At 60.0% G+C, this 19,559-nt stretch carries 18 protein-coding genes; 7 read left to right on the top strand and 11 right to left on the bottom strand.

The window, feature by feature from the left end; all coding sequences use genetic code 11:
- Window position 1: 1 nt before the first annotated feature.
- From AAIA72_RS00555 to AAIA72_RS00545, 3 genes are all read right to left on the bottom strand, one after another.
- The gene (locus AAIA72_RS00555; protein WP_369601516.1) at window positions 2–1,570 is read right to left on the bottom strand and encodes a fatty acyl-CoA reductase; all 1,569 of its coding nucleotides are present in this window, start codon (window positions 1,568–1,570) and stop codon (window positions 2–4) included.
- A 148-nt stretch (window positions 1,571–1,718) separates the two neighbouring features.
- Window positions 1,719–2,624 (bottom strand): alpha/beta hydrolase, encoded by a 906-nt coding sequence (locus AAIA72_RS00550; protein WP_369601515.1) that lies wholly within the window; start codon window positions 2,622–2,624, stop codon window positions 1,719–1,721.
- A gap of 91 nt (window positions 2,625–2,715) precedes the next feature.
- Entirely contained in the window at window positions 2,716–3,876 is a 1,161-nt protein-coding gene (locus tag AAIA72_RS00545) for a hypothetical protein (RefSeq protein ID WP_369601514.1), read from the bottom strand.
- A 483-nt stretch (window positions 3,877–4,359) separates the two neighbouring features.
- Between AAIA72_RS00545 and AAIA72_RS00540 the strand changes: the two genes are divergently transcribed.
- Together AAIA72_RS00540 and AAIA72_RS00535 are read left to right on the top strand one after the other, a co-directional pair.
- On the top strand, window positions 4,360–5,037 hold the full coding sequence (locus tag AAIA72_RS00540) for a class I SAM-dependent methyltransferase (protein WP_369601513.1): 678 nt from the start codon (window positions 4,360–4,362) through the stop codon (window positions 5,035–5,037).
- A gap of 53 nt (window positions 5,038–5,090) precedes the next feature.
- Window positions 5,091–6,098, top strand: a complete 1,008-nt coding sequence (locus tag AAIA72_RS00535; protein ID WP_369601512.1) for a DUF2156 domain-containing protein — start codon at window positions 5,091–5,093, stop codon at window positions 6,096–6,098.
- A gap of 7 nt (window positions 6,099–6,105) precedes the next feature.
- On the opposite strand, the gene murI is transcribed toward AAIA72_RS00535, so the two are convergent.
- Complete coding sequence (gene murI, locus AAIA72_RS00530) at window positions 6,106–6,969, bottom strand: glutamate racemase (RefSeq protein ID WP_369601511.1); 864 nt, start codon at window positions 6,967–6,969, stop codon at window positions 6,106–6,108.
- Window positions 6,966–7,772 (bottom strand): NAD(+) diphosphatase, encoded by an 807-nt coding sequence (gene nudC / locus AAIA72_RS00525; protein WP_369601510.1) that lies wholly within the window; start codon window positions 7,770–7,772, stop codon window positions 6,966–6,968. Before nudC ends, murI begins: the two co-directional genes overlap by 4 nt.
- Before the next feature lie 143 nt (window positions 7,773–7,915).
- Here nudC and AAIA72_RS00520 point away from each other — a divergent pair, with 143 nt between their 5' ends.
- The 3 genes from AAIA72_RS00520 to AAIA72_RS00510 all read left to right on the top strand — a co-directional run bounded on the left by AAIA72_RS00520 (window position 7,916) and on the right by AAIA72_RS00510 (window position 11,177).
- Window positions 7,916–8,458 (top strand): hypothetical protein, encoded by a 543-nt coding sequence (locus AAIA72_RS00520; protein ID WP_369603029.1) that lies wholly within the window; start codon window positions 7,916–7,918, stop codon window positions 8,456–8,458.
- Window positions 8,344–10,380, top strand: a complete 2,037-nt coding sequence (plsB, locus tag AAIA72_RS00515; RefSeq protein ID WP_369602952.1) for a glycerol-3-phosphate 1-O-acyltransferase PlsB — start codon at window positions 8,344–8,346, stop codon at window positions 10,378–10,380. The genes AAIA72_RS00520 and plsB overlap by 115 nt, the downstream gene beginning before the upstream one ends.
- Window positions 10,381–10,499: 119 nt before the next feature.
- Window positions 10,500–11,177: a response regulator gene (locus tag AAIA72_RS00510; protein WP_369601509.1), complete on the top strand. Its 678-nt coding sequence runs from the start codon at window positions 10,500–10,502 to the stop codon at window positions 11,175–11,177.
- On the opposite strand, the gene AAIA72_RS00505 is transcribed toward AAIA72_RS00510, so the two are convergent.
- From AAIA72_RS00505 to AAIA72_RS00480, 6 genes are read right to left on the bottom strand one after another with little or no spacing between them, the layout of a single operon-like run.
- Entirely contained in the window at window positions 11,152–12,825 is a 1,674-nt protein-coding gene (locus tag AAIA72_RS00505) for a SpoIIE family protein phosphatase (RefSeq protein ID WP_369601508.1), read from the bottom strand. The genes AAIA72_RS00510 and AAIA72_RS00505 overlap by 26 nt on opposite strands.
- On the bottom strand, window positions 12,825–13,121 hold the full coding sequence (locus AAIA72_RS00500; RefSeq protein ID WP_369601507.1) for an STAS domain-containing protein: 297 nt from the start codon (window positions 13,119–13,121) through the stop codon (window positions 12,825–12,827). Before AAIA72_RS00500 ends, AAIA72_RS00505 begins: the two co-directional genes overlap by 1 nt.
- Window positions 13,118–14,434 carry an HD domain-containing phosphohydrolase gene (locus AAIA72_RS00495; protein ID WP_369601506.1) on the bottom strand — a complete coding sequence of 439 codons (1,317 nt, stop codon included), beginning with the start codon at window positions 14,432–14,434 and terminating at the stop codon, window positions 13,118–13,120. Before AAIA72_RS00495 ends, AAIA72_RS00500 begins: the two co-directional genes overlap by 4 nt.
- A 33-nt stretch (window positions 14,435–14,467) precedes the next feature.
- Window positions 14,468–15,859 (bottom strand): sensor histidine kinase, encoded by a 1,392-nt coding sequence (locus AAIA72_RS00490; protein ID WP_369601505.1) that lies wholly within the window; start codon window positions 15,857–15,859, stop codon window positions 14,468–14,470.
- Window positions 15,859–16,941 (bottom strand): lipase secretion chaperone, encoded by a 1,083-nt coding sequence (locus AAIA72_RS00485; RefSeq protein ID WP_369601504.1) that lies wholly within the window; start codon window positions 16,939–16,941, stop codon window positions 15,859–15,861. Before AAIA72_RS00485 ends, AAIA72_RS00490 begins: the two co-directional genes overlap by 1 nt.
- A gap of 2 nt (window positions 16,942–16,943) precedes the next feature.
- Entirely contained in the window at window positions 16,944–17,870 is a 927-nt protein-coding gene (locus AAIA72_RS00480; protein WP_369601503.1) for an esterase/lipase family protein, read from the bottom strand.
- Window positions 17,871–18,180: 310 nt separating this feature from the next.
- On the opposite strand from AAIA72_RS00480, the gene AAIA72_RS00475 reads away from it, so the two are divergent.
- Together AAIA72_RS00475 and AAIA72_RS00470 are read left to right on the top strand one after the other, a co-directional pair.
- Complete coding sequence (locus AAIA72_RS00475; RefSeq protein WP_369601502.1) at window positions 18,181–18,786, top strand: hypothetical protein; 606 nt, start codon at window positions 18,181–18,183, stop codon at window positions 18,784–18,786.
- On the top strand, window positions 18,747–19,559 hold the full coding sequence (locus AAIA72_RS00470; protein WP_369601501.1) for a hypothetical protein: 813 nt from the start codon (window positions 18,747–18,749) through the stop codon (window positions 19,557–19,559). Before AAIA72_RS00475 ends, AAIA72_RS00470 begins: the two co-directional genes overlap by 40 nt.

Raw genomic sequence — 19,559 nt, 5'->3', positions numbered from 1 at the left:
GTCACACGACTTCATGTTCCCGTTTGCGCGCGGCCTTCCTTTCCGCCTTCCTGCGCGCCTTTGGGGAAGGCTTGGCCGCCTTCCTCGGTTTGAGGGCGTAGCGGTTGAGGCCGGCCATGTGAATGTCGCGCAGATAGGTCCACCAGTCGAAGACAGCCGCATCCACCGGAAACAGCCGGGTATCCGTCTCCCCCATGCGTGCTGACAGATCCCGGAGCTTCAGGTTGCTGAAGCGATACCGGGGAACCGTATAGAAGGCAAAGACCAGTGCCAGATGGAGCGTGGTCCGGATTACGTCCATGGCCCGGGAGTTGACTTCTCCGCCCAGTTTCTCCTTGACCACCGAGGCGCCTTTCATGAGGGCATAACCACTGCGCATGAGCAGACTGAACAGCCATCGGGGTATGGTGTGGAATTTCTGCCGGGGCCTGCGATAGAACAGTTTGTCATACTTGTCGTAGTGCGCCTCGGCCTCTTCCTGAAGATGGTCGATGAACTCTCCCAGCGTGATGGGATTGGTATCGCCGGAACAGCACTGATAAATGCGATGTTCCGTGGAGTGTTCCACCTGGGTTTCTGCAGCCGCGAGCACAATGCTGTTGGCCACCAGATCCACGGGAATGACGTCGATGACACCCCTGCGTCGCCCCGGGAACAGGAAAACCTTCTCGCGGGCATAGGCCAGAATGACGGCATCCGCCACTTTCACCCCTTCCACCCAGCCTGGCACGGGTTCCTGCCAGGTGCTCTCCACGATGGCCGGCCGTACAATCGTCAGGGACTTGCCCTGGCGGTACTTGAACAGCAACTGTTCGCCCATCCATTTGGTCAGGGTATAGGTATCGTTCCAGCCATACCGATGGGCGTGGCGGATCCCCAGGTCAATCAGCGCCCGTGAGCGGGCTTCGTCACCCGGATGCCGTGCCAGCACCTTGCCGATATCGGCCTGAAATTGTTCGATCACCGGCTCGACATCATAATAGCCGTCCGCATGCAACGGGATGCCCCCCTTCGCCGGAGGATGATTGACCTCCTCGATCCGGCCCTGATGATAGCCGTGCACGTAACAGGTGGAAATCTGAACAAAAGCGGTTCGGGTTCCCCGCTCGGCCAGGTCCAGCAGCGATCTGAGGCACAGGGTATTGATTGCCAGGGCCTGATCCAGTTCCTCCCTGAAGTTGACGCTGGCAGCACAGTTGATGATCACGTCCAGCGACTGACCCAACCGGTCGAATGCGACGGCGTCCAGCCCCAGGGCAGGCGCGGTCAGCTCACCTGCCACCACTTCCACCTTGTCTGCCAGGAAGGCATCAAACCCGTCTCCGAGCTGCTCCCGGAGCGTGTCGAAAATGGATGACGAGGCAATTTCATTGACAAACCGCTCGCGGGCATCCGGGTATTTCCGGTTGCCGCGAACCAGCAGGACGATGCGGCCCACATCGGGGATGGCGCGCAACAGTTTCTCGAGTACCGCCTTGCCCACAAAGCCCGTGGTGCCGGTGAGCAGGATGCGTTTGCCGGTGAGGGCGGGAATCACAGTGCTGGATGACGTGTCCACAAGTGTCTCCATGATTTATTGTTGGTCTTGTCAAGATGCTATGCGGCGATGGTTTCGGGATGGTTACATTCCGTTACGGTCAGCGGCGTGACACAGCGCACAGTCTTCAGTCCGCCATGCCGGCCAATCCGCGCCGGCGTGACCTGAGCCACATCCGCTTTCATACCTGATTGGCAACCGGTACCTGATTGTCCGACAAACGATTCCGGAACCACTGGCAGGTCAGCTGCCGGATCTGGTCACGGGCCTGATCCAGATGTCCGACGTGCCCGCTGCCGGGGATAAGCACCAGCTCGCGTTCGCAGGTCAGGGCATCATGCAGTGCCCTGGCGCTGGCGGGAGGGTCCACCTGATCCTGTTCACCATGGAGAATCAGGACGGGGCAGCGCACAAGGTGAACGCGCCTGAGCGTATCCACCTTCAGCGCTTCGAGCGCACCGGGGACGGGAAACCGCCGGTAGCCGGCGCGTACATAGGGATCATCGGCAATCTGGCGGCGCACCTGTTCGTCCACGGCAGCCGGCACCGATTCCAGCGCCCATTCCAGCGAGACATGGAAGGGCTTCCCCGTCAGGCGCTCCTTGAGGCGACCAAACCAGGCTCCGATTGCAAACGCCGGCGTTTCCAGCCAGTTCAGTACGCTGCGCACGGTGGCATCCAGGGTCACCAGCGTCCGCAGTGGCAGTCCGGCGGCGGCCGCTTCCAGCACGGCCGTGCCGCCCGAGGAAAAGCCGAAGGCGCCGATCCGGTCGGCATTGATGTCAGGCCGGGCCGACAGCCAGTCCAGCGCCGCCGCCACATCTTCGACCCACTCCCGGATCCGGACATGATAGCGCCGCCCGCCACTTTCCCCGTGACCGCGCATGTCCGGCACCAGCACGGCCAGCCCTTGCCGGGTCAGGGCGTGGGCCAGATCCGCGAAATGTTCCTTGTAATCGATGGCCCCATGGACAACCAGTACCGCCGGCCAGCCTGTCGCCGGGGTATCACCGTCGGGCACATACCAGTGTGCCACCAGCCGGTCCCCGCCGGAGGTCAATGCAATGACTTCAGGTTGTCCGGGCATGTCCGATTCCTTCCCTGCGTGTGAGATACTTCCAGTCTACGCTTTCCCGGTCTGCGCGCAACCCCCCGGGTCACTGGCGTCTCCCCATTTTTTACCCCGGCCCCGTGGCGAGAGAACCATTTCGGGCAAACAAGTCATCAATCAGACTTCGTGGTTTTCGTTTGCGCCAAAGTGGCCAGAACAGCACCCGTGCACCTCTGAACAGGTTCTGCCATCCCTTGAGCAGGCTGTAGAACGGGAACTTAAGCGCCTTGTCTGGCTTTTGACGGCGTGAACTTCTGATCAGACAGCTATCCCGGTCCTGCCAGACGGCAAGCAGTCCCCAGGCCAGACTCGCCAGCGCAACCAGATTCTGAAGTGTGGTGAAGCGCCGTGCCGGCACAGACTCCAGCGCAAAGCCCTGCTTGGTAAAGCGGTAGCCTTCCTCGCAGGCCCAGCGGTCCATGTAGGCATGGATCATGCGTTCTCCCTGTCGCCTTCCGCGCACCGGACGCGTGGTAACCAGCACCAGAGGTTCCGGCCGGTCATGGCGGACGACAATCATCCACAAGGGGCTGTCCGGATGCTCTCGCAGCATCACCCGGGTGATACCGAACCTGACGCGGGGGCCTCCCCGTCTGAGCTGCCCTTGGTGCTTCAGCGGCAGTTCACGGGCAATCTGCTGCGCTGTTTTATGACGGTCCCGCCAGCACCAGTAGCGCTGATTGGCCGCTCTGACCAGCACCTGTCGCTCACACCGGATCCAGGCATCCCACAGGATGCCCCGGTCGCCTCCCCGGTCTATCACCCAGAGCAGATCCTTCCGGATATGCCGGCTCACTTCATCCATCACCGAGAGAATGTCATGGTTCTCGCTTCTGAATGCCGTGCGCCGCGGGGTATTCAGGCGGGTCAGCAACGGCAGCGTCTTCCCGCGCCGGACATCCCGTGCCACCACGGTCATCAGCGGATATCCGCCGACAATTTCTCCGGTATCGCCGTCCCTGACGCGGCCCCGCCATTCACTTTTCGGTGCGCCGTCACGGTTCAGATCGCCCGGATCAATGGCCAGGATCATGTCCTGCGTGACGTGCCGGCTGACGTGCGCAAGCTGCACCTGCTCTGCGGCCCAGGCCACTTCACTGTGTCCGGCCAGCATGCGGGAGATGCGCTTCTGGGTATGGTGCAGTCTGCATGGCTCATTGAGTGTGCGGGCAATCTCTGCCTGCGTGAGGGAACCGGAAGTGAGGATGCCGAAAGTGACCTCTGCCATGAGTTTTCTCACAGGCCGTGTGATCTGTTCAGGTGCCTGGTCAATCAGGCTGCAGAGGCGGGCTTTCCATTTTGTCCGATCTGTGGCATGGTAAGGCATCGGGGTTTTCCTTTGGGTTCAGTGACTTATAGGCAATCACATTGTACCTGGAGGGAAACCCCGATTCCGTTACCACATCACGTTTTTCCCTTTAAAGTCAAAAGGTTGAATGGCGCCTTCTGAAAAAATGGGGAGACGCCAGCCCGGGTCAGCCCCGGACATCTCGCACGCCCCTTGTGACAGGGCTCTCAATCGGCTTGCAGATTGTCTGACGATCTGCATTTCGGTTTTGCAAATTTCCGGTTTTTTGTGTGTTTTCGTTAACTTATGCAAGGTTTTTTTGTTAGGTGGCGCACAGTTTTCATCATCCCCGACCTATACCATCAGGGCCATGCTTGGAATCAAGCCATCACATTCTGACGGATAACAATAAAGGCACACACCATGACCAGTGAAGCAGTCGAGATCAAGGACAAGTACAGAATCATCGGGCCGGCCTATGATTTTCTCAGCGCCATCTATGCCGGCAAGTCCATCCATGAGTGCAAGATCGCCATGCTCACGCCCGAAAACATCAAGCCGGGCGACAAGATTCTCTTTGCCGGCGTCGGTCACGGCAAGGATGCACTGCATGCCGCCGAGCTGGGCGCGGACGTGACCGTGGTGGATCTTTCCGAAACCATGCTGCGCAAGTTCCAGGAAGGCCTGGACAAGAAGGGCAACAAGGCCTCCATCCGCAAGGTGCACAGCGATATCCTGAAGGTTGAGGAATTCGAACAGTACGACATGGTCGTGGCCAACTTCTTCCTCAACGTGTTTGATGAAGACAACATGCAGAAGGTTCTCGAACACCTGATCCGCCTCGGCAAGCCGGGCGCCAAAATTGTGGTGGGTGACTTCGAGCTGCCGAGCGGCAACATTCTGGCCCGCGCCTTCAAGAAGGCCTACTGGTATGTGGCGGTCGGCATTTTCTGGCTGTTTGCCAACAATGCCTTCCACCAGATCTACAACTATCCGGAACACATGAAGAATCTGGGGCTGACCATTCGCGACAAGAAGCGCTTCAGCCTGCTGGGCATCAATTGCTACTGGTCCATTCTGGGCGAGAAACCCAGGAAGTAGTCATTCAGCCGGACAGCACAACAATAACAAAGCGGAACGTGTGAGGGTTCATCATGACTCAGCAGACACTGGTACTTGACGCGATACGAGACGTACGCCCCGGTCAGTTCGATTTTTCGGAGCGCGTGCGTTACCTCAAGGAATGGGGCGTTCATTCCCAGGCCTTCTCCACCCTGCAGCCGGACATGCGTTATTTCGACCTGGAGGGTGTGGGTTACATCGCCTACATGAAGCACTGGGGCAAGACCTTTGTCCTGTCTGACCCGGTCTGTGCGCCCGAGCATTTTGAAACCCTCCTGAAAGCGTTCGTTCAGGCCCACCCGAACGCCAACTTCATTCAGGTCTCGCGGCCGGTTGTCGAAATTCTGCACCGCGAATTCGGTTTCTACGGGACTCAGTTCGGCTCCGAATCGCGAATTGACCTGCGGACCTGGTCACTGAAAGGCAAGAAAAAGCAGGTTCTGCGTACCGCGCTCAATCAGGCCGAAAAGCGGGGCATCGTGATCAAGGAGCGTTTCAGCGACGATCACACCCGGGAAATTTCACAGGCGTGGATCCGCACGCGCAAGTGCAAGAGCAATGAAATCCGCTTTCTGATCCGGCCCATGGAAATGGACTACCGGGAAAACGAACGTCACTTTTACGCCTATGAAAACGGCAAGGCCGTGGGCTTCATCTACTTTGATCCGATCTATTACAAGAACGAGATCATCAGCTATGTGCCCAACATTTCACGTGCCTGCGCCAGCTTCAAGCAAGGCCTGTTCTATACGCTCATGCTGCATGCCATGGAAGTCTTCAAGGCGGAGGGTGTGCCCTATCTGGACCTGGGTCTGATCCCGCTCCATTTCATCACGGATGACGAGCCCTTCGAGGCACCGCTGCTCAAGCGTACCGAGCGACTGATCTACGAAAAGTGCAATTTCCTCTATAATTTCAAGGGACTGGCCTTTACCAAGACCCGCTTCCGGGGTGAGCTGCAGCCCACCTACTGTGCACACCGCAAGGCCGTGCCTCTGGTGGAGTTTCTGGCCATGTTCAAGCTGACCCGTCTGATCTGAGATCCTGTCAGGCCTGAGGCAGAAAACGGCTCGCATTGCGGGTCGTTTCCGTTTGAGGACCAAAAAGAAGGCTGCGGGTCACGGGAAAGCCTTCACGGGCAAAACCGAGACACAGTGCCTCGCTGACCGGCAGGGGTTGACTCTGGGTGACCCAGGCTTCGGATTGATGCGGTGCCTGCGAATCGGCACGGCGTATGTGCCCCAGCAGGCTTTCCACACGGCGGGCCACCGCGTCTCCGGAGTCCACCAGTGTCACCGATTCCCCCAGCACCGCACCGATGACCGGGGCCAGCAGAGGGAAGTGGGTGCAACCCAACACCACGGTGTCCACTCCGGATTCGACAAAGAGCGCAAGGATACGCTCCAGCCTGTCCGTCGCCGGACATTCACGCTGCCAGAGCCAGCGTTCGGCCATGCCCACCAGCTCGCTTGAGCCGACACGGACAAGCCGGCAATCCGGCGCGAATTCCTGATGCAGTGCATCCACATACGGCCGCGCAATGGTCGCAGGTGTCGCGAGCAATCCGATGCACTGATTGCGCGTCAGCCGGGCAGCCGTCTTGATGGCCGGCACGACGCCCACCACGGGGATTTTCAGGCGCGCACGCAACAGGGGAAGCACCACAGTGCTGGCCGTATTGCAGGCGATCACCAGGATATCGGGCTGTCGGGCACGGTCCACCAACCGGGCCAGCCGCGATACCCGACGAATCACGTCGTCCGCGTCCCGCTCTCCATATGGGCACCCTGCGGCATCGGCCACATAAGTCAGCATCACATCAGGCAAACGCTGGCGAATACTGCGGACAATGGTCAATCCGCCTGCACCACTGTCAAGCACGGCAACATGAGGCGGTCGGGTTCCGGTCACGCGATCTGAACTCCACGTGTCTTGCAGTAATCATGGATGAGCTGCCAGGCAATGGTGGCAGGCGGTGGAATTATCGGCAATTCGTGAACGGAAAACCAGCGCAGATCCACCAGTTCCTCCTCATCCATCTTCAGTTCACCGGCCTCCCACTCCGCCCAGAAACCTGCCATGAGCTGGTGGGGAAACGGCCAGGGCTGACTGCCGCGATAACACACTTTGCCCACCTGCACGCCCGACTCCTCGGAGACTTCCCTTGCCACGGCCGACTCCAGTGACTCGCCGCTTTCGACAAATCCAGCCAGAAGACTGTACATGGGGCGCTTGTGGCGACGGGAGCGACCCAGCAATACTTCGTCACCACGATGCACCAGTGCAATGACGCAGGGGGATACGCGGGGGTAGGCCCGGTAGTCGCATCCTGTGCAAAACAGTGCCCGGTCCTTCAGGGAATCCGTCAGCGGCGCACTGCAGCGACTGCAGAACCGTTCATTGCGGAACCAGTTGGCCAGGCCCAGCGCCGCAGACAAGGGGGCCTGCGCCGCAGTGGGTGCTGTCATCAGAATTTCACGTCCGGGAATGAGATGGGTGCCGGCAGGGGGATGCGCCACAAGATGAACCACCAGCTCCCCCATGGGCAGCGTACCTGCCCAGAATGCCCGGTCCGGCTCTGCCAATGGTCGGGGATACCAGATGGCCCAGGGATCGTCCTCACGCACGACAACCTTGTCATCACACAGGGTCAGGTAGCGATGCCCTTCCCGGTGGGGAGGTACGGTAAAGCCGGGTGCATACACCAATTCCATGACTGTGCTCCGCATTGACGGTATGCCTACTCTAATGGCTCCGCGCCTCTACGACAAACGTCGGCATGATGTATCGGTTTCCCGCTTTGCCTGCCCGGCCCCGACCCGCTAAACTAGCCGGGCCTGAACAACCGGAGACTTTCATGAGATCACTGGCATTGCTGGTACTGAATCTGCTGCGCAAGCTCCTCTTCCTCTGGGTCCGGACCCGGATTCTGCCCGAGGACCTGAGCACCCTGGAGCGCACCGAAGGTCGCCCTGTCGTCTATGTGCTGCAGGATGACTCGCTCTCGGCACGGCTGGTGCTGGAGCAAAGCACCCGCGACAGCCAGCTGCCCTCCTCTTGGGCGCCGCTGATGCACAAGGGCCGCCTCATCATGCCGCACAGCTACTTTTACCTGTTCAAGCGCCTGGGCGGCTGGATCACACGGCGGCGGACACCGGTGATTCCGAAGGATCTCAAGCACATGGTTCGGGTGGCGCGCATGGAGCCGGACTTCGACTGCGATATCGTGCCGGTCTCCGTCTTCTGGGGCAGGCACCGGAGAAGGAAAAGTCGCTGCTCAAGCTCCTGCTTTCAGACACCTGGACGGTCACCGGGCCCATCAAGAAGTTTTTCATCATCCTGCTGCACGGCCGCAATACCCTGGTGCAGTTTTCCAAGCCAGTCTCCCTGCAGAGCCTGATCGAAGACTGCGCCTCCCCCGAGCAGGCCCAGCGCAAGGTTGCCCGGATCCTGCGGGTTCACTTCCGGGCCGTCCGGCAGGCAGTGATCGGTCCCGACCTCTCCCACCGTCGCACGCTGGTCAACCAGCTGATCAAGAGTCCACCGGTCAAGGCGGCCATTCAGGAAACGGCCAGCAAGGAAAAGATTCCCGTGGCCAAGGCGGAAGCCCGCGCACTCAAATATGCGGACGAAATAGCCTCGAACATCTCCATCGCCACCATACGTTTTCTGGAGATCCTGCTCACCTGGGTCTGGAACAAGATCTACAATGGCGTAAAGGTCAACGGGCTGGCGCGGGTCAAATCCGCTGCCGAACAGGGTGCCGTGGTCTATGTGCCCTGCCACCGGAGCCATATCGACTATCTGCTCCTGTCCTACGTTCTCTACGAAAACGGACTGAGCGTGCCGCACATCGCCGCCGGCATCAACCTGAACATGCCGATTGTCGGTGGTATCCTCCGCCGCGGCGGCGCCTTCTTCATGCGCCGCAGTTTCAAGAACAACAAACTCTACGCAGCGGTGTTCAACGAATACATGCACAGCATCTTTACCCGTGGCTATCCCATGGAATACTTCGTGGAGGGCGGGCGCTCCCGCACGGGCCGTACGCTGCCACCCCGGGCCGGCATGCTGCTCATGACCGTTCGCAGCTATCTGCGCGACCACCGCAAGCCCATCACTTTTGTACCGGTTTACATCGGCTACGAGAAGGTCATGGAAGCCCGCACCTATCTGGGCGAGCTGAAAGGCAAGAAAAAGGAGAAGGAAAATATTCTGACGCTGATCCGTTCCATCCGGAATCTGCGCAACAACTTCGGCCAGGTGAGCCTCAATTTCGGAGAACCCTTCCAGCTTGCCACCATTCTGGATGACGTCCACCCCGACTGGAAAAAGGAAACCTGGGAACCCGACAGCCGCCCGGAATGGCTGCCGCACGCAGTGGATCGTCTTGCCACGGAAATCGCCACCCGCATCAACAATGCGGCGGCTCTGAATCCGGTCAACATGCTGGCCACTGCACTGCATGCCACACCGAACCAGGCCATGGACGAACGCATTCTCAAGGATCAGCTGAAAACACTCACCAATCTGCTGCAGTCGCTGCCGTACAGCCAGGACATGACTTTCCCGGATTCGGACCCCGAAACCTGGGTGGAGTACTGCGAAGGCATGGGCATTGTCTACCGGCAAAAGCAGAAACTGGGTGACATCATCCTCATGGATGACCTCAATGCCATTCTGACCACGTACTACCGCAATAATGTCCTTCACCTGATGGCGTTGCCTGCCATGGTGGCGTGCCTGTTCGAAAACAACGCGACCGTGAACCGGGAGCGTGCCGTCTGGCTGGTGAGTGCCACCTACCCTTACGTGCGCTCCGAGCTGTTCATGCGCTGGTCGGATACGGAAGTGGATGCCGCCATCGAACAGTGGATCGATGTCCTGATTCAGCATGGCCTGCTCTCCAGCGAGGGCGATCAGCTTTACAGGCCGCTGGTGGGATCCCGTGAGGCGGTACTGCTGAGCATGCTGGCACAGGTCATCATTCCCACTCTGGAGCGGTACTACATCGCCATCGCCATTCTGCGCAAGCACGGATCGGGCACGCTGACCGCAGGCCGGCTGGAAGAGCTGAGTACGCTGATGGCCGAGCGCATGTCCATTCTCTACGGGCTGAATGCTCCGGAGTTCTTCGACAAGACCCTGTTCCGCAACTTCATTTCGCTGCTCAAGGCGCGCGGACTGCTGAGCGTGAACGAGGAGGGGCTGCTGGCATACAGTGAAGAAATCGAGGAAGTGGCGGACGCTGCCCGCTTCGTCCTGGATCCGGCCATCCGTCAGAGCATTCTGACCATCACCACGCAGGCAGAGACAGATTGAGCCAGCTTGGCCGGCACCCGGAGATGGGTGCCGGCTTGTATTTTTGGCCTGTGTCACAGACTGTTACAGTGTGAGTGTTTACCATACGAGACACTTGTACAGTTTTTAGGCACACAACAATGATAACAACTGCCCCGCTGGACCTGGCACAACAGGTGCGCCAGATTCTGATTGTCGATGATCATCCGCTGGTCGTGGACGGCCTTCGTCTGGCCCTCCAGCAGCGCCGGCCGGATGCCAGGCTGTCTCACGTCCGGACGCTTGAAGCCGCCCTCAGCTGGCTGAACACGTCCCCGTTTCCGGATCTGGTCCTGCTGGATCTCGGATTGCCGGATGTCCGGGGACCGCGCGCGGTCCGGACACTGACCGGTGCGTTCCCCGAACTGAATGTGGTCGTCCTCTCGGCGGCGGATTCCCTTTTCGATATTCAATCCGCACTGGAATCGGGGGCCAGGGGATTCATTTCCAAAGGCACGGACAGCAGTCGCGTTCTTCGACAAATCGATGAAGCGCTGGCCGGTGGCAGGCCATTACCTCCCGGCTTTGATGAGGCCGCCAATGCAGAAAGCGGGCTGCCCGCCATCACGCCCCGTCAGCGTGATGTGCTGGCGTTGCTGGCTCGCGGCTATCCCAACAAGAAAATCTGTCAGATACTGGGCCTCACGGAAGATACGGTCAAGACACACCTGAAGGCCCTGTTTCAGACGCTGGACGTGCACAATCGCACGGAGTGTGTCGCCGTGGCGGTTCAGCTGGGGTTGATTGATCCGCTCACATCAATGGATAGATCGCCTTGACCGTCCGTCCGCCATCGGCAAAGGCCAGTTGACTGCACAGCGCAGCCACCAGCAACAATCCCCGGCCAAAAGCGTCTCCACGATCGAGGCGCGCCGCGGCATCGTCGAGCTTCAGCCCGTTCGTGTCAAATCCCCTACCCGTATCGCTCTGACGGATCATCAGCACCGGACGCCCATTGTCTTCAGCGAGCGTGAGCCGCACCGTGATTTTGCCGTGCCGGAGTTCGGCCAGCCGCCTTTCCCGTGCTTCATAGTACTGAACCATGCCCTCTTCCGAGGCTTTCAGAGCGGAGTCCAGACCCAAGAGGCCATGTTCCAGCGCATTGGAAAACAGCTCTGTCAGAATCACCTTGATGTTGCCCTTGTGCTGACTGAAGCACCAGGGCAGCGGAATCAGATCCACCATGGCGGTCACCGGATCCGGATGCTCACGTAATGCGTCTGCCGTCCAGTGATACTGCATGTCCCAGGGGGCCTGAGCCTGCCGGGGCAATGCCTCCGGAATGACCGGTGCCTGGGGCATGGCCGTCACAATGGCAAGGGAGACGTCGTCCTGTCTGCGTTCGGATCCCACGAACGCCTGCCAGGGCCCCAGCACATCGTCCAGCGTCCAGCTGTCCGCCGGCAAGGCGGCACACAGCCGTTCCATGCCGTACATCTCGCCTGAGGCATCGGATGTTTCGATCAATCCGTCCGTCATGAGCAACAACTGATCTCCCATCCCGAGAACCAGATCCTGCGTGCTGGCATCAAACTGTTCCACCGACAGGATGCCCAGCGGCATGTGACGGGATTCGACAAGCGTCCGGCTGCCATCCTGCCTGCGCCACACAATATCCGGGAGCCCCCCGTGCCAGAGCCGTATCGTGCGCCCGTCTTCCAGCATTTCGGCAACGGCGGCCGCGCAGAACATGAAGTCCGGCAGTGCATGCACAAGCGCCCGGTTCATTTCCCGGGCAATATCGCTGGCCGGAAACTGTTTGGCCGTCATGGCGAAGAAAACCTGAGAGGCGGGCAGTGCGCCCACGGAGGCAGGCAATCCATGTCCGGTAAAATCGCCCACAAACACATACCAGCCTCCCAGCGGTCGCTTCGCGGACAGTACCAGATCACCGTTGAACCCGGTCATGGAGCGCGTAAAGCATGTCACACCGGGAATATCGGTCGCACTGGGCGCCGAAACACGCTCGATCACGTGGCCGGCCAGTGCCATTTCGGATTCCATGGCTCGGTTCAGATCCGCCAGCTCTTCCTTCTGTGCATGCGCCTCCAGGGCCAGCGCCCGCGTACGCCCGTGAGCCCGGATGCGTGCAGTCAGGGTGACCGGATCCACATCCTTGGTGACAAAGTCATCTCCCCCGCAGGCCAGGCACTCGGTGAGTGCCTTGTCTTCGGACAACCCGGTCATGAAGATCACGGGGCGGTGAATCGGAGACATGGCCTTGATCCGACGGGTCGTTTCCAGACCATCCATGCCGGGCATGACCACGTCCATGAGCACCACATCCGGATCGTCTTCCGCGACCCGCTGCAGAGCCTCCTCGCCGCTGGCGGCAAGCAGGCAGGTCATGCCGGCGTCTTCGACGAACAGCTTCATCACCTCCCGGATGTGAACCTGATCATCTACCACCAGCACACGCAGGGTCATCAGTCTTCCAGCCCGAACATCTTGTCAAAGCGACTGATTTCCAGGATCTTGCGGACAGCCGGCTTGGCGCCCCGCAAGATCACGGGCTTGTCATCGCCAACGCTGCGCCGGAAGTTCAGCAGCATGCCCAGCGCCGAGCTGTCCATATGCTCCACGGCAGACAGATCCACCTCATAGTGTTCTGCTTCCGGCAGGTTGGCGTACGCATCGCGAAAGGCATGGACCGACTTGAAATCGAAAGTGCCGGACAGCGCGATGACAAAGCGATTTCCATCCTGGCGGGTCTCGATGCTCATACCGTCTCCTCTGTTGCGGCAACTGACCACCATGCACGACGATCCGCATCATCCAGCAATCCTGTCAGTTCCGTGACCACTTCAAGGACGTCTTCGGGCATGCCGGCCTGAGTACGGACACGATGGGCAAGCCGCCATGCGCGCTCCAGATACACAGCCTGTGCCATCTCCACCTCCAGCATCTCTTCTGCCGGCATACCCATGTCCCCTTTTTCCGTAATCAGTTCTATGGATTCCAGGTTGCCAAAACCGGACTCGGTCACATATCCCATCAGCGTCTGCGCCGTCTCGGCCATCGGAGAACGGGCCTTGACCAGACCATCATGCAGCAGTGTCAGCAGGGAAAACACCTGCGATACCAGCAAGGCCCGTTGCAGCAGCCGCACACGCAGTTTTTCAGGGTCACCCATGTCCGGCATCGGCTGGGGCAACGGCTCACGGGTCAATATCCTGATGAAAGCCTGTGCCACATCCGCACCTGCCCCGCGCACCTGAGCGCGGAGCCACGGCACCAAAGAGATCAGCGGAACCGGCCCCGTGGGAAACCACTGCCGCAGATGCGACCAGGCACGATCCGCCAGTTCCAGTGCAATCAGATGCGTCCGTCCCGCCGTCACCACACCTGCAGGTTCACCGAGACCGTCGGGTCTTTCATGGTGGTATCGGATCAAATCCACGACATCTTCGGGGTAATACGGACTGTCACCCACCAGCCGGGCACTGTTCAGGGCATGGGAAGGGATCTGCTGGTGCTGAAGCCATTCGGGGGCGCCCTCTTTCACGGAGACATGCAGCAATGCGATATCGCGCAGCATGGCGGCTTCAAAGAGTGTGGTCAGAACGCCTGGTGACAGCCCGGCCTCCCGACCGATCAGCACGGCCAGCGCGGCACCCGCCAGCGTTCGCTCGAACAGCGCATGCCGGGTGCGCATCATCACGGTCAGTTTTTGCGCCATGCCACCATGCAGTTCACGGTGCATGCACAGGTGACGGACAAGCACAGCCGTATTTTCATCGGATAGCAGAAAGCCCAGATCCGGCTGGTGCGTCATGAGCCGCTGGTACACCGCAAACAGATTCCGTCCGTTGAGGCGCTTCTGCAGGCCAATCAGGTCATCAATGGGCTTGTCGAGGCGGTGTGCCATGAGCTGGTCTGCCGCCTTGTCATGAATGACAGCGCCCTTCCTGATCAGCAACACACCAAATTCGTTATAGATGTCTTCCTGCGCGATGCAGTTTTCTGCCTGCCCCAACCGAATCAGACTCTCGGTGTAGGCATCGGGTTGTCTGGGATCAATCTCCGTTTCGCTCACGTCCTGTACTCTGGCCAACCATCTGACCCAAGTTTAGACCGTGCTGGCGCTCTTTGCCTCATTTATGACGGGAGACCTCGCAGAGACCTGATCCAGCTCAAACCAGAAGCAGCTGCCCTTGCCCTCTTCCGAAACCACACCCATGGGGGCGTTCATGGCCGTGAGCATGCGCCGGACAATGGCCAGCCCCAGCCCCATGCCCGCCAACTCCCCTTCCTGCCGCTCGCCGCGGTAGAATTCACGGAAGATCTGCCCCTGGACAGCGGTGGGAATCCCCCTGCCATTGTCCAGCACTTCGATACGCCAGCGCGGACCGCGCGCCAGCGCGCTGACCCGGACCACCGTACAGTGCGCATGACTGATGGCGTTGACCACCAGATTCATGACGATACGTTCCACCCAGAGTGCGTCCATCCGCACGTTCAGCTGCTCCGGCAGCCGGTCTTCCAGCGTCACACCGCGAACCAGCGCCAGGGGTTTCAGCTCATTCAGCACGCGCCGGATCAGCGGTACGGCATCCGCTTCCGTCCAGTCCGGCTGGCTCACTCCCAGACTCAGCCTCGAAACATCCAGAAGGTTGCTGATCAGCCGGTTCAGGTGCTGGACCGAAGCATCCATGCGCTCCGCCAGCGCCTCCCGTGCCTCTTCCGTATCGCAGCCTTTCAGCGCTGACGTCAGCAGCGCCAGACTGTGCAGTGGCTGACGCAGATCATGACCTGCCGCCGCAATGAACCGGGATTTGGCCTGGCTGTCACGTTCCGTCCGGATGCGGGCGCACTCCAGCAACGACTCATGGAGGAAGGCCTTGCGCTGGGCATACTCCTGAAGCCAGGCACCCACGCTGCCAACCCCGAGACCGGTCAGCAGGAAGAAGCCTTCGGCTGCCAGCTTCTCGGGCGAGCGCCCCAGACCCAGCTCGACCGCCAGATAGGCCGAAACAATGATCATTGACAGCAGGGTGCCCAAACGGAAACTCAGGCCCATCAGAAAGAAGCCGAACATGACGACGATGAACAACCCCTCATAGGGCATGGCAAACGCATGGGCATGCGCAATCCAGAGGATGGCCACGACAGACAACCCGCCAATGAGATAGGTTGATGCGTAGAGGGCCATGAAATGCTCGCGCGCCCAGTTCCGCGAGTAGGCGTAGAGGGTCAGCACAACCGCCGGGCAGACGATCAGCAGGCGAATGGGAATGGTGTACCGGGATATCTCTCCCGGCAGGGCCGCCCAGTCCATGACGGCGTAGATCATGAAGAAGACGATCGCCGACAGCGCAACCCAGGGAACCCGGTCACGCAGGAGGTCATGGTAATACTGCTGATAGGCCAGCTCCAGACGGGGCTCAAAACGCAGCCGGTGAAACCCCTCGGCAATCTGTGCCTTCAGCCGGGTTTCATCCCGCTCGGCCGGTCCGGTCATCAATAGGCTTCCAGTTCTTCGATATCTCTCAATTGTGCCAGAGTCATCTGATCCGGTTCCGTGAAGAAGTTCGCTCTCAGCTGTTTCAATCGGGACGATCTTTCGGCCATATCCGCCACCTGACCGACCACGCGATCCCGAGCCACCCGGTAGCGCTGGTAGGCCGCCTCGAATGCCTGATCCGCGCGGTAGTCTGCCACGATCTGCTCGATCTGTGCCACGGGCAATCTCCGGCTGGCCAATGCCTGACGCAACCCGGCTTCCGAATCTGCCTGTTCGCGCAAACGCTGGATCTCCGCATGCCGGGCCGCAGTTTCCGTCACCTGTATCTCGGTTTCCCTGATTTCGGGCGGCAGCCGCTCGCGCAGGGCAGCCATCTGCGCCAGACGCTCCGACTCGGACAACGAACTATCCATCTGGATGCGCATGCGTTCTAGGGTATAGGATGCATAGGCTTCTTCGTCCGCAAAGAACGCCTCGACCGCCTCTGCAGGCATATGCTGACGCCGGAGCGCCTTCAGTGCATCAAAACTGTCTTCAAGCGTTGACCTGAGCGCCTCCGGCGACCCGGTTGCCGCCGGATCCAGGGGGCGGGCCATCATGGCCAGTGCGGCCTGCTTGTAGCCGAGATAGGCGTCCAGCAACTGCCGTGCCTCTTCCGCAGCCGTGGCCGGCAGATAGGTCCGCGCATAACGCAGGATTTCAGCCAGCACCTCTTCCGGAGGCCGCTCCCCTGCGGTATTGAGGAAATAGTCGAAGAAGTCGCGGACATGCCGGTCGATGATCAGGTGGCCGGATGCATCCGCTGCCAGCCGGCCATCCACGTCGGTGCCTTCCAGTGACGGGGCAAATACCCGGTCCGGCCTGGGCGGCGTGCTATAGCGCACCTGACGCGAATCCGCTGCATCACGGTCCGCCTCCAGCCGTTCCGCCTGTTCACTGTACCCTGTGGCATCAGATACCGCAGCACTGTCCGAAAGGGCACCCTCCGTACTCAACACCCGACCCGGTGTGAAACTGTATACGGCCGCCACCAGTATCAGACCCGCCCCGAGGGCGAGTCCGGCCACCTTGCCACGCATGCTTACAGGCCCTTGTTCTTCAGGCGATTGGCATGGCTGCGGTAGATGGACACCGGATTGGTCCAGAGCGAGCGCAGACCAAACAGGTGATTGATGGCATCCACATGGTTCATGCTGTAGGAAGAACTGATCACCTTGCCCAGCATCATGGAACACTTGTCCACCAGACCGTCATTGGCCTCCCCCTTCTTGAATGCCAGGGAAGTCACACCCAGAAACGGATCAGACACGTCCAGCACATTGGTGAACACACTGGTACCGGACCATGAGAAGAACTTGATCTTGTAGCCGCTGATCCACTGATCTTCGGAAGTGCCGGAACAGCTGCTGCGGTTGACCCCCTTCCAGCCCAGCGCATCATTCAGCTCGGTTGTGCCGCGGGTGGTCAGCGTCTCCAGCGCAGCCACGCCATCCTGGCTGCCATTACCACCGGACAACAAATTCACCAGCCCGCCCAGCGCGTTGGCAATGGCGTTTGCCCCGCCTTCCACATAGGAACCCGGTGGCAGGATTCCACGCACCACATCCGCCACCTTTGAGCCCTTGTTGACACCATTGATGGAAGTCACCGAAGCCACCCGTGACGGCGTCAGCGCAGCGGCTACCCGTGCCGTGGGTGCCCCCTGGGAATGGGCCATGATGTTGACCTTCGAATAGGGCAGGCCGTTGATCCAGGAGCGGAGCTGCTTGCCACGCTCCCAGCTGCTGTTGACGAACGATACGCTGGCCACTTCGACCGTTGCGCCGCTGCGTCTGAGGTTGTAGGGGATGGTATGGAAGTAGCCGATCAGGCCGCCAATGGAGTCAAACCCCATGACGCCATGAACCAGCACAATGGGATACTTGGTCTGGGTATATCCGCTGCCAAACGCCAGGGATGAGCAAAGCAGTGCCAGCACGCCGGCCAGCCGGAATGAACGCATTTTCATTGTGATGTCTCCGTTGTTGTTCTTGTCATTGGAGGGGTACTGCTTCAGACCGTCCGGAATGGACAGTCCGCCTTACCTCGCAATCCGATTATCACAACATGACACAGCGTTCACCATCACCTGTATGGGGGACTTATAAAAACATGACAGCATATTACATTTGTGTATTGGCGTTTTTTTGACCACCCCGTATAGTCGAAAGGATCGCGCGATAACAACAATAACACTGCGACGCGGGTGAGAGGCCAGCCCTCTGCATTCCCCTGCGGCCGTTCGCAGACTGACTGCAACCGCCCCAGGGAGATCCGACATGCCCCGACACGTTGTCCTTGCGGCACTTCTGTGCCTCACCCTCAGCCCCTCAACCCAGGCGCTCAATTCAAAAGGCTGGTACAACAGCTGGGAAACCTTCATCAACCTCTTCCGGCCGCCGGCGGCAAACCGCCCGGTATCCGCTGCCGAACAGCAGGGCGACTACCCGCTGCTGACCAATCCGCCCGGCTTTGATGACGGTTTCAGGCCCGGCCTCTATGGCATCTGGCAGGAAGTCCGGCTGGCTCCGGAAACGGGGGCACTCTGTGGCAATGGCACCCCATTCAAGTTCTACATCCGCAGAGCGGCCGACAACCTGAACGTCAATATCAATCTCGAGCCCGGCGGTGCCTGCTGGGACTACGCCAGTTGCTCGGGACAGGCCGGCATTCGCGGTGCACGCAACCCGAACGGTATCCCCGACAACTATATCAACAAGCTCGACATTGCCCTGTTGACCCCTTTCATCACCCCATTCACTGGGTCAACCATATCGAACAGCAACGCTGGAATACCGTCTTCATCCCTTACTGCACAGGCGACATTCATGCGGGCAACCGGACCGTGGTCTATGAAGACCCGACCGGTCAGAATCCTCCCCTGACCTGGCACCACAACGGACTGAACAATGTCCGGGCCGTGATCGCATGGCTCCGGCAGAATCTCCCGCAACCCAGACAGATGCTCGACACCGGCTGTTCCGCAGGCGGCACCGGCGCGCTGGTCAACCATCATTTTTTCCGCAGCCGTCTGGCACCACACTGGGGTTATCTGCTCTCCGACTCGGGCCCCGTATTCGAAGCCTCGGGCGATCAGGATCCTTCATGGAGGCTGCACCAGACCATCCGCCAGGTCTGGGGTCTGGACCCCATGCTGGCAACATTCCGTAGCGAAGTGCCCGGCCTGGACCCGGACAACCTGGGCAGCATTTACCGGGCCCTGTCCCGGGCCTGGCCGGGTGACCGGCTCGGTGTCGTCCAGTTCCAGCAGGATGCCATCTACTCGGCCTACTCCTACGAGCGTTTCTTTGATGACATCCTGAATGCCCCGGACGAAGCCACCCGCAAGGCCCGCATCCTGGCGCGCTGGCATGCGGACAATGCCCGTCTCAAGGCACTGCTGGACGATCCGGAACTGTCCAACTGGGCCTACTACATTCCCAACTACCGCAACCTGAATGACAGCCACTGTGCAACCATTGTGGAATTCGAAAACAGCGACGTACAGGAAGACGTCGTTCAGCCCGGCTTGCAGGATTTCGTGGAACGGCTGACCAATCCGGATCGCCCGCTGCGCTCGTCCTGGGAACAGGATCAGGCAGCCGACTACAACAAGCCGTTCAATCCCTTCTACGCATTCCTCAACGCCCTCCTCTGA

The sequence above is a fragment of the Thermohahella caldifontis genome, from assembly GCF_041153465.1.
In the GTDB taxonomy this organism is placed as follows: Bacteria; Pseudomonadota; Gammaproteobacteria; order Pseudomonadales; family Oleiphilaceae; genus Thermohahella; species Thermohahella caldifontis.
The sequence above is the reverse complement of the archived record's forward strand: the minus strand, read 5'-3'. Positions and strand labels throughout refer to the sequence as shown.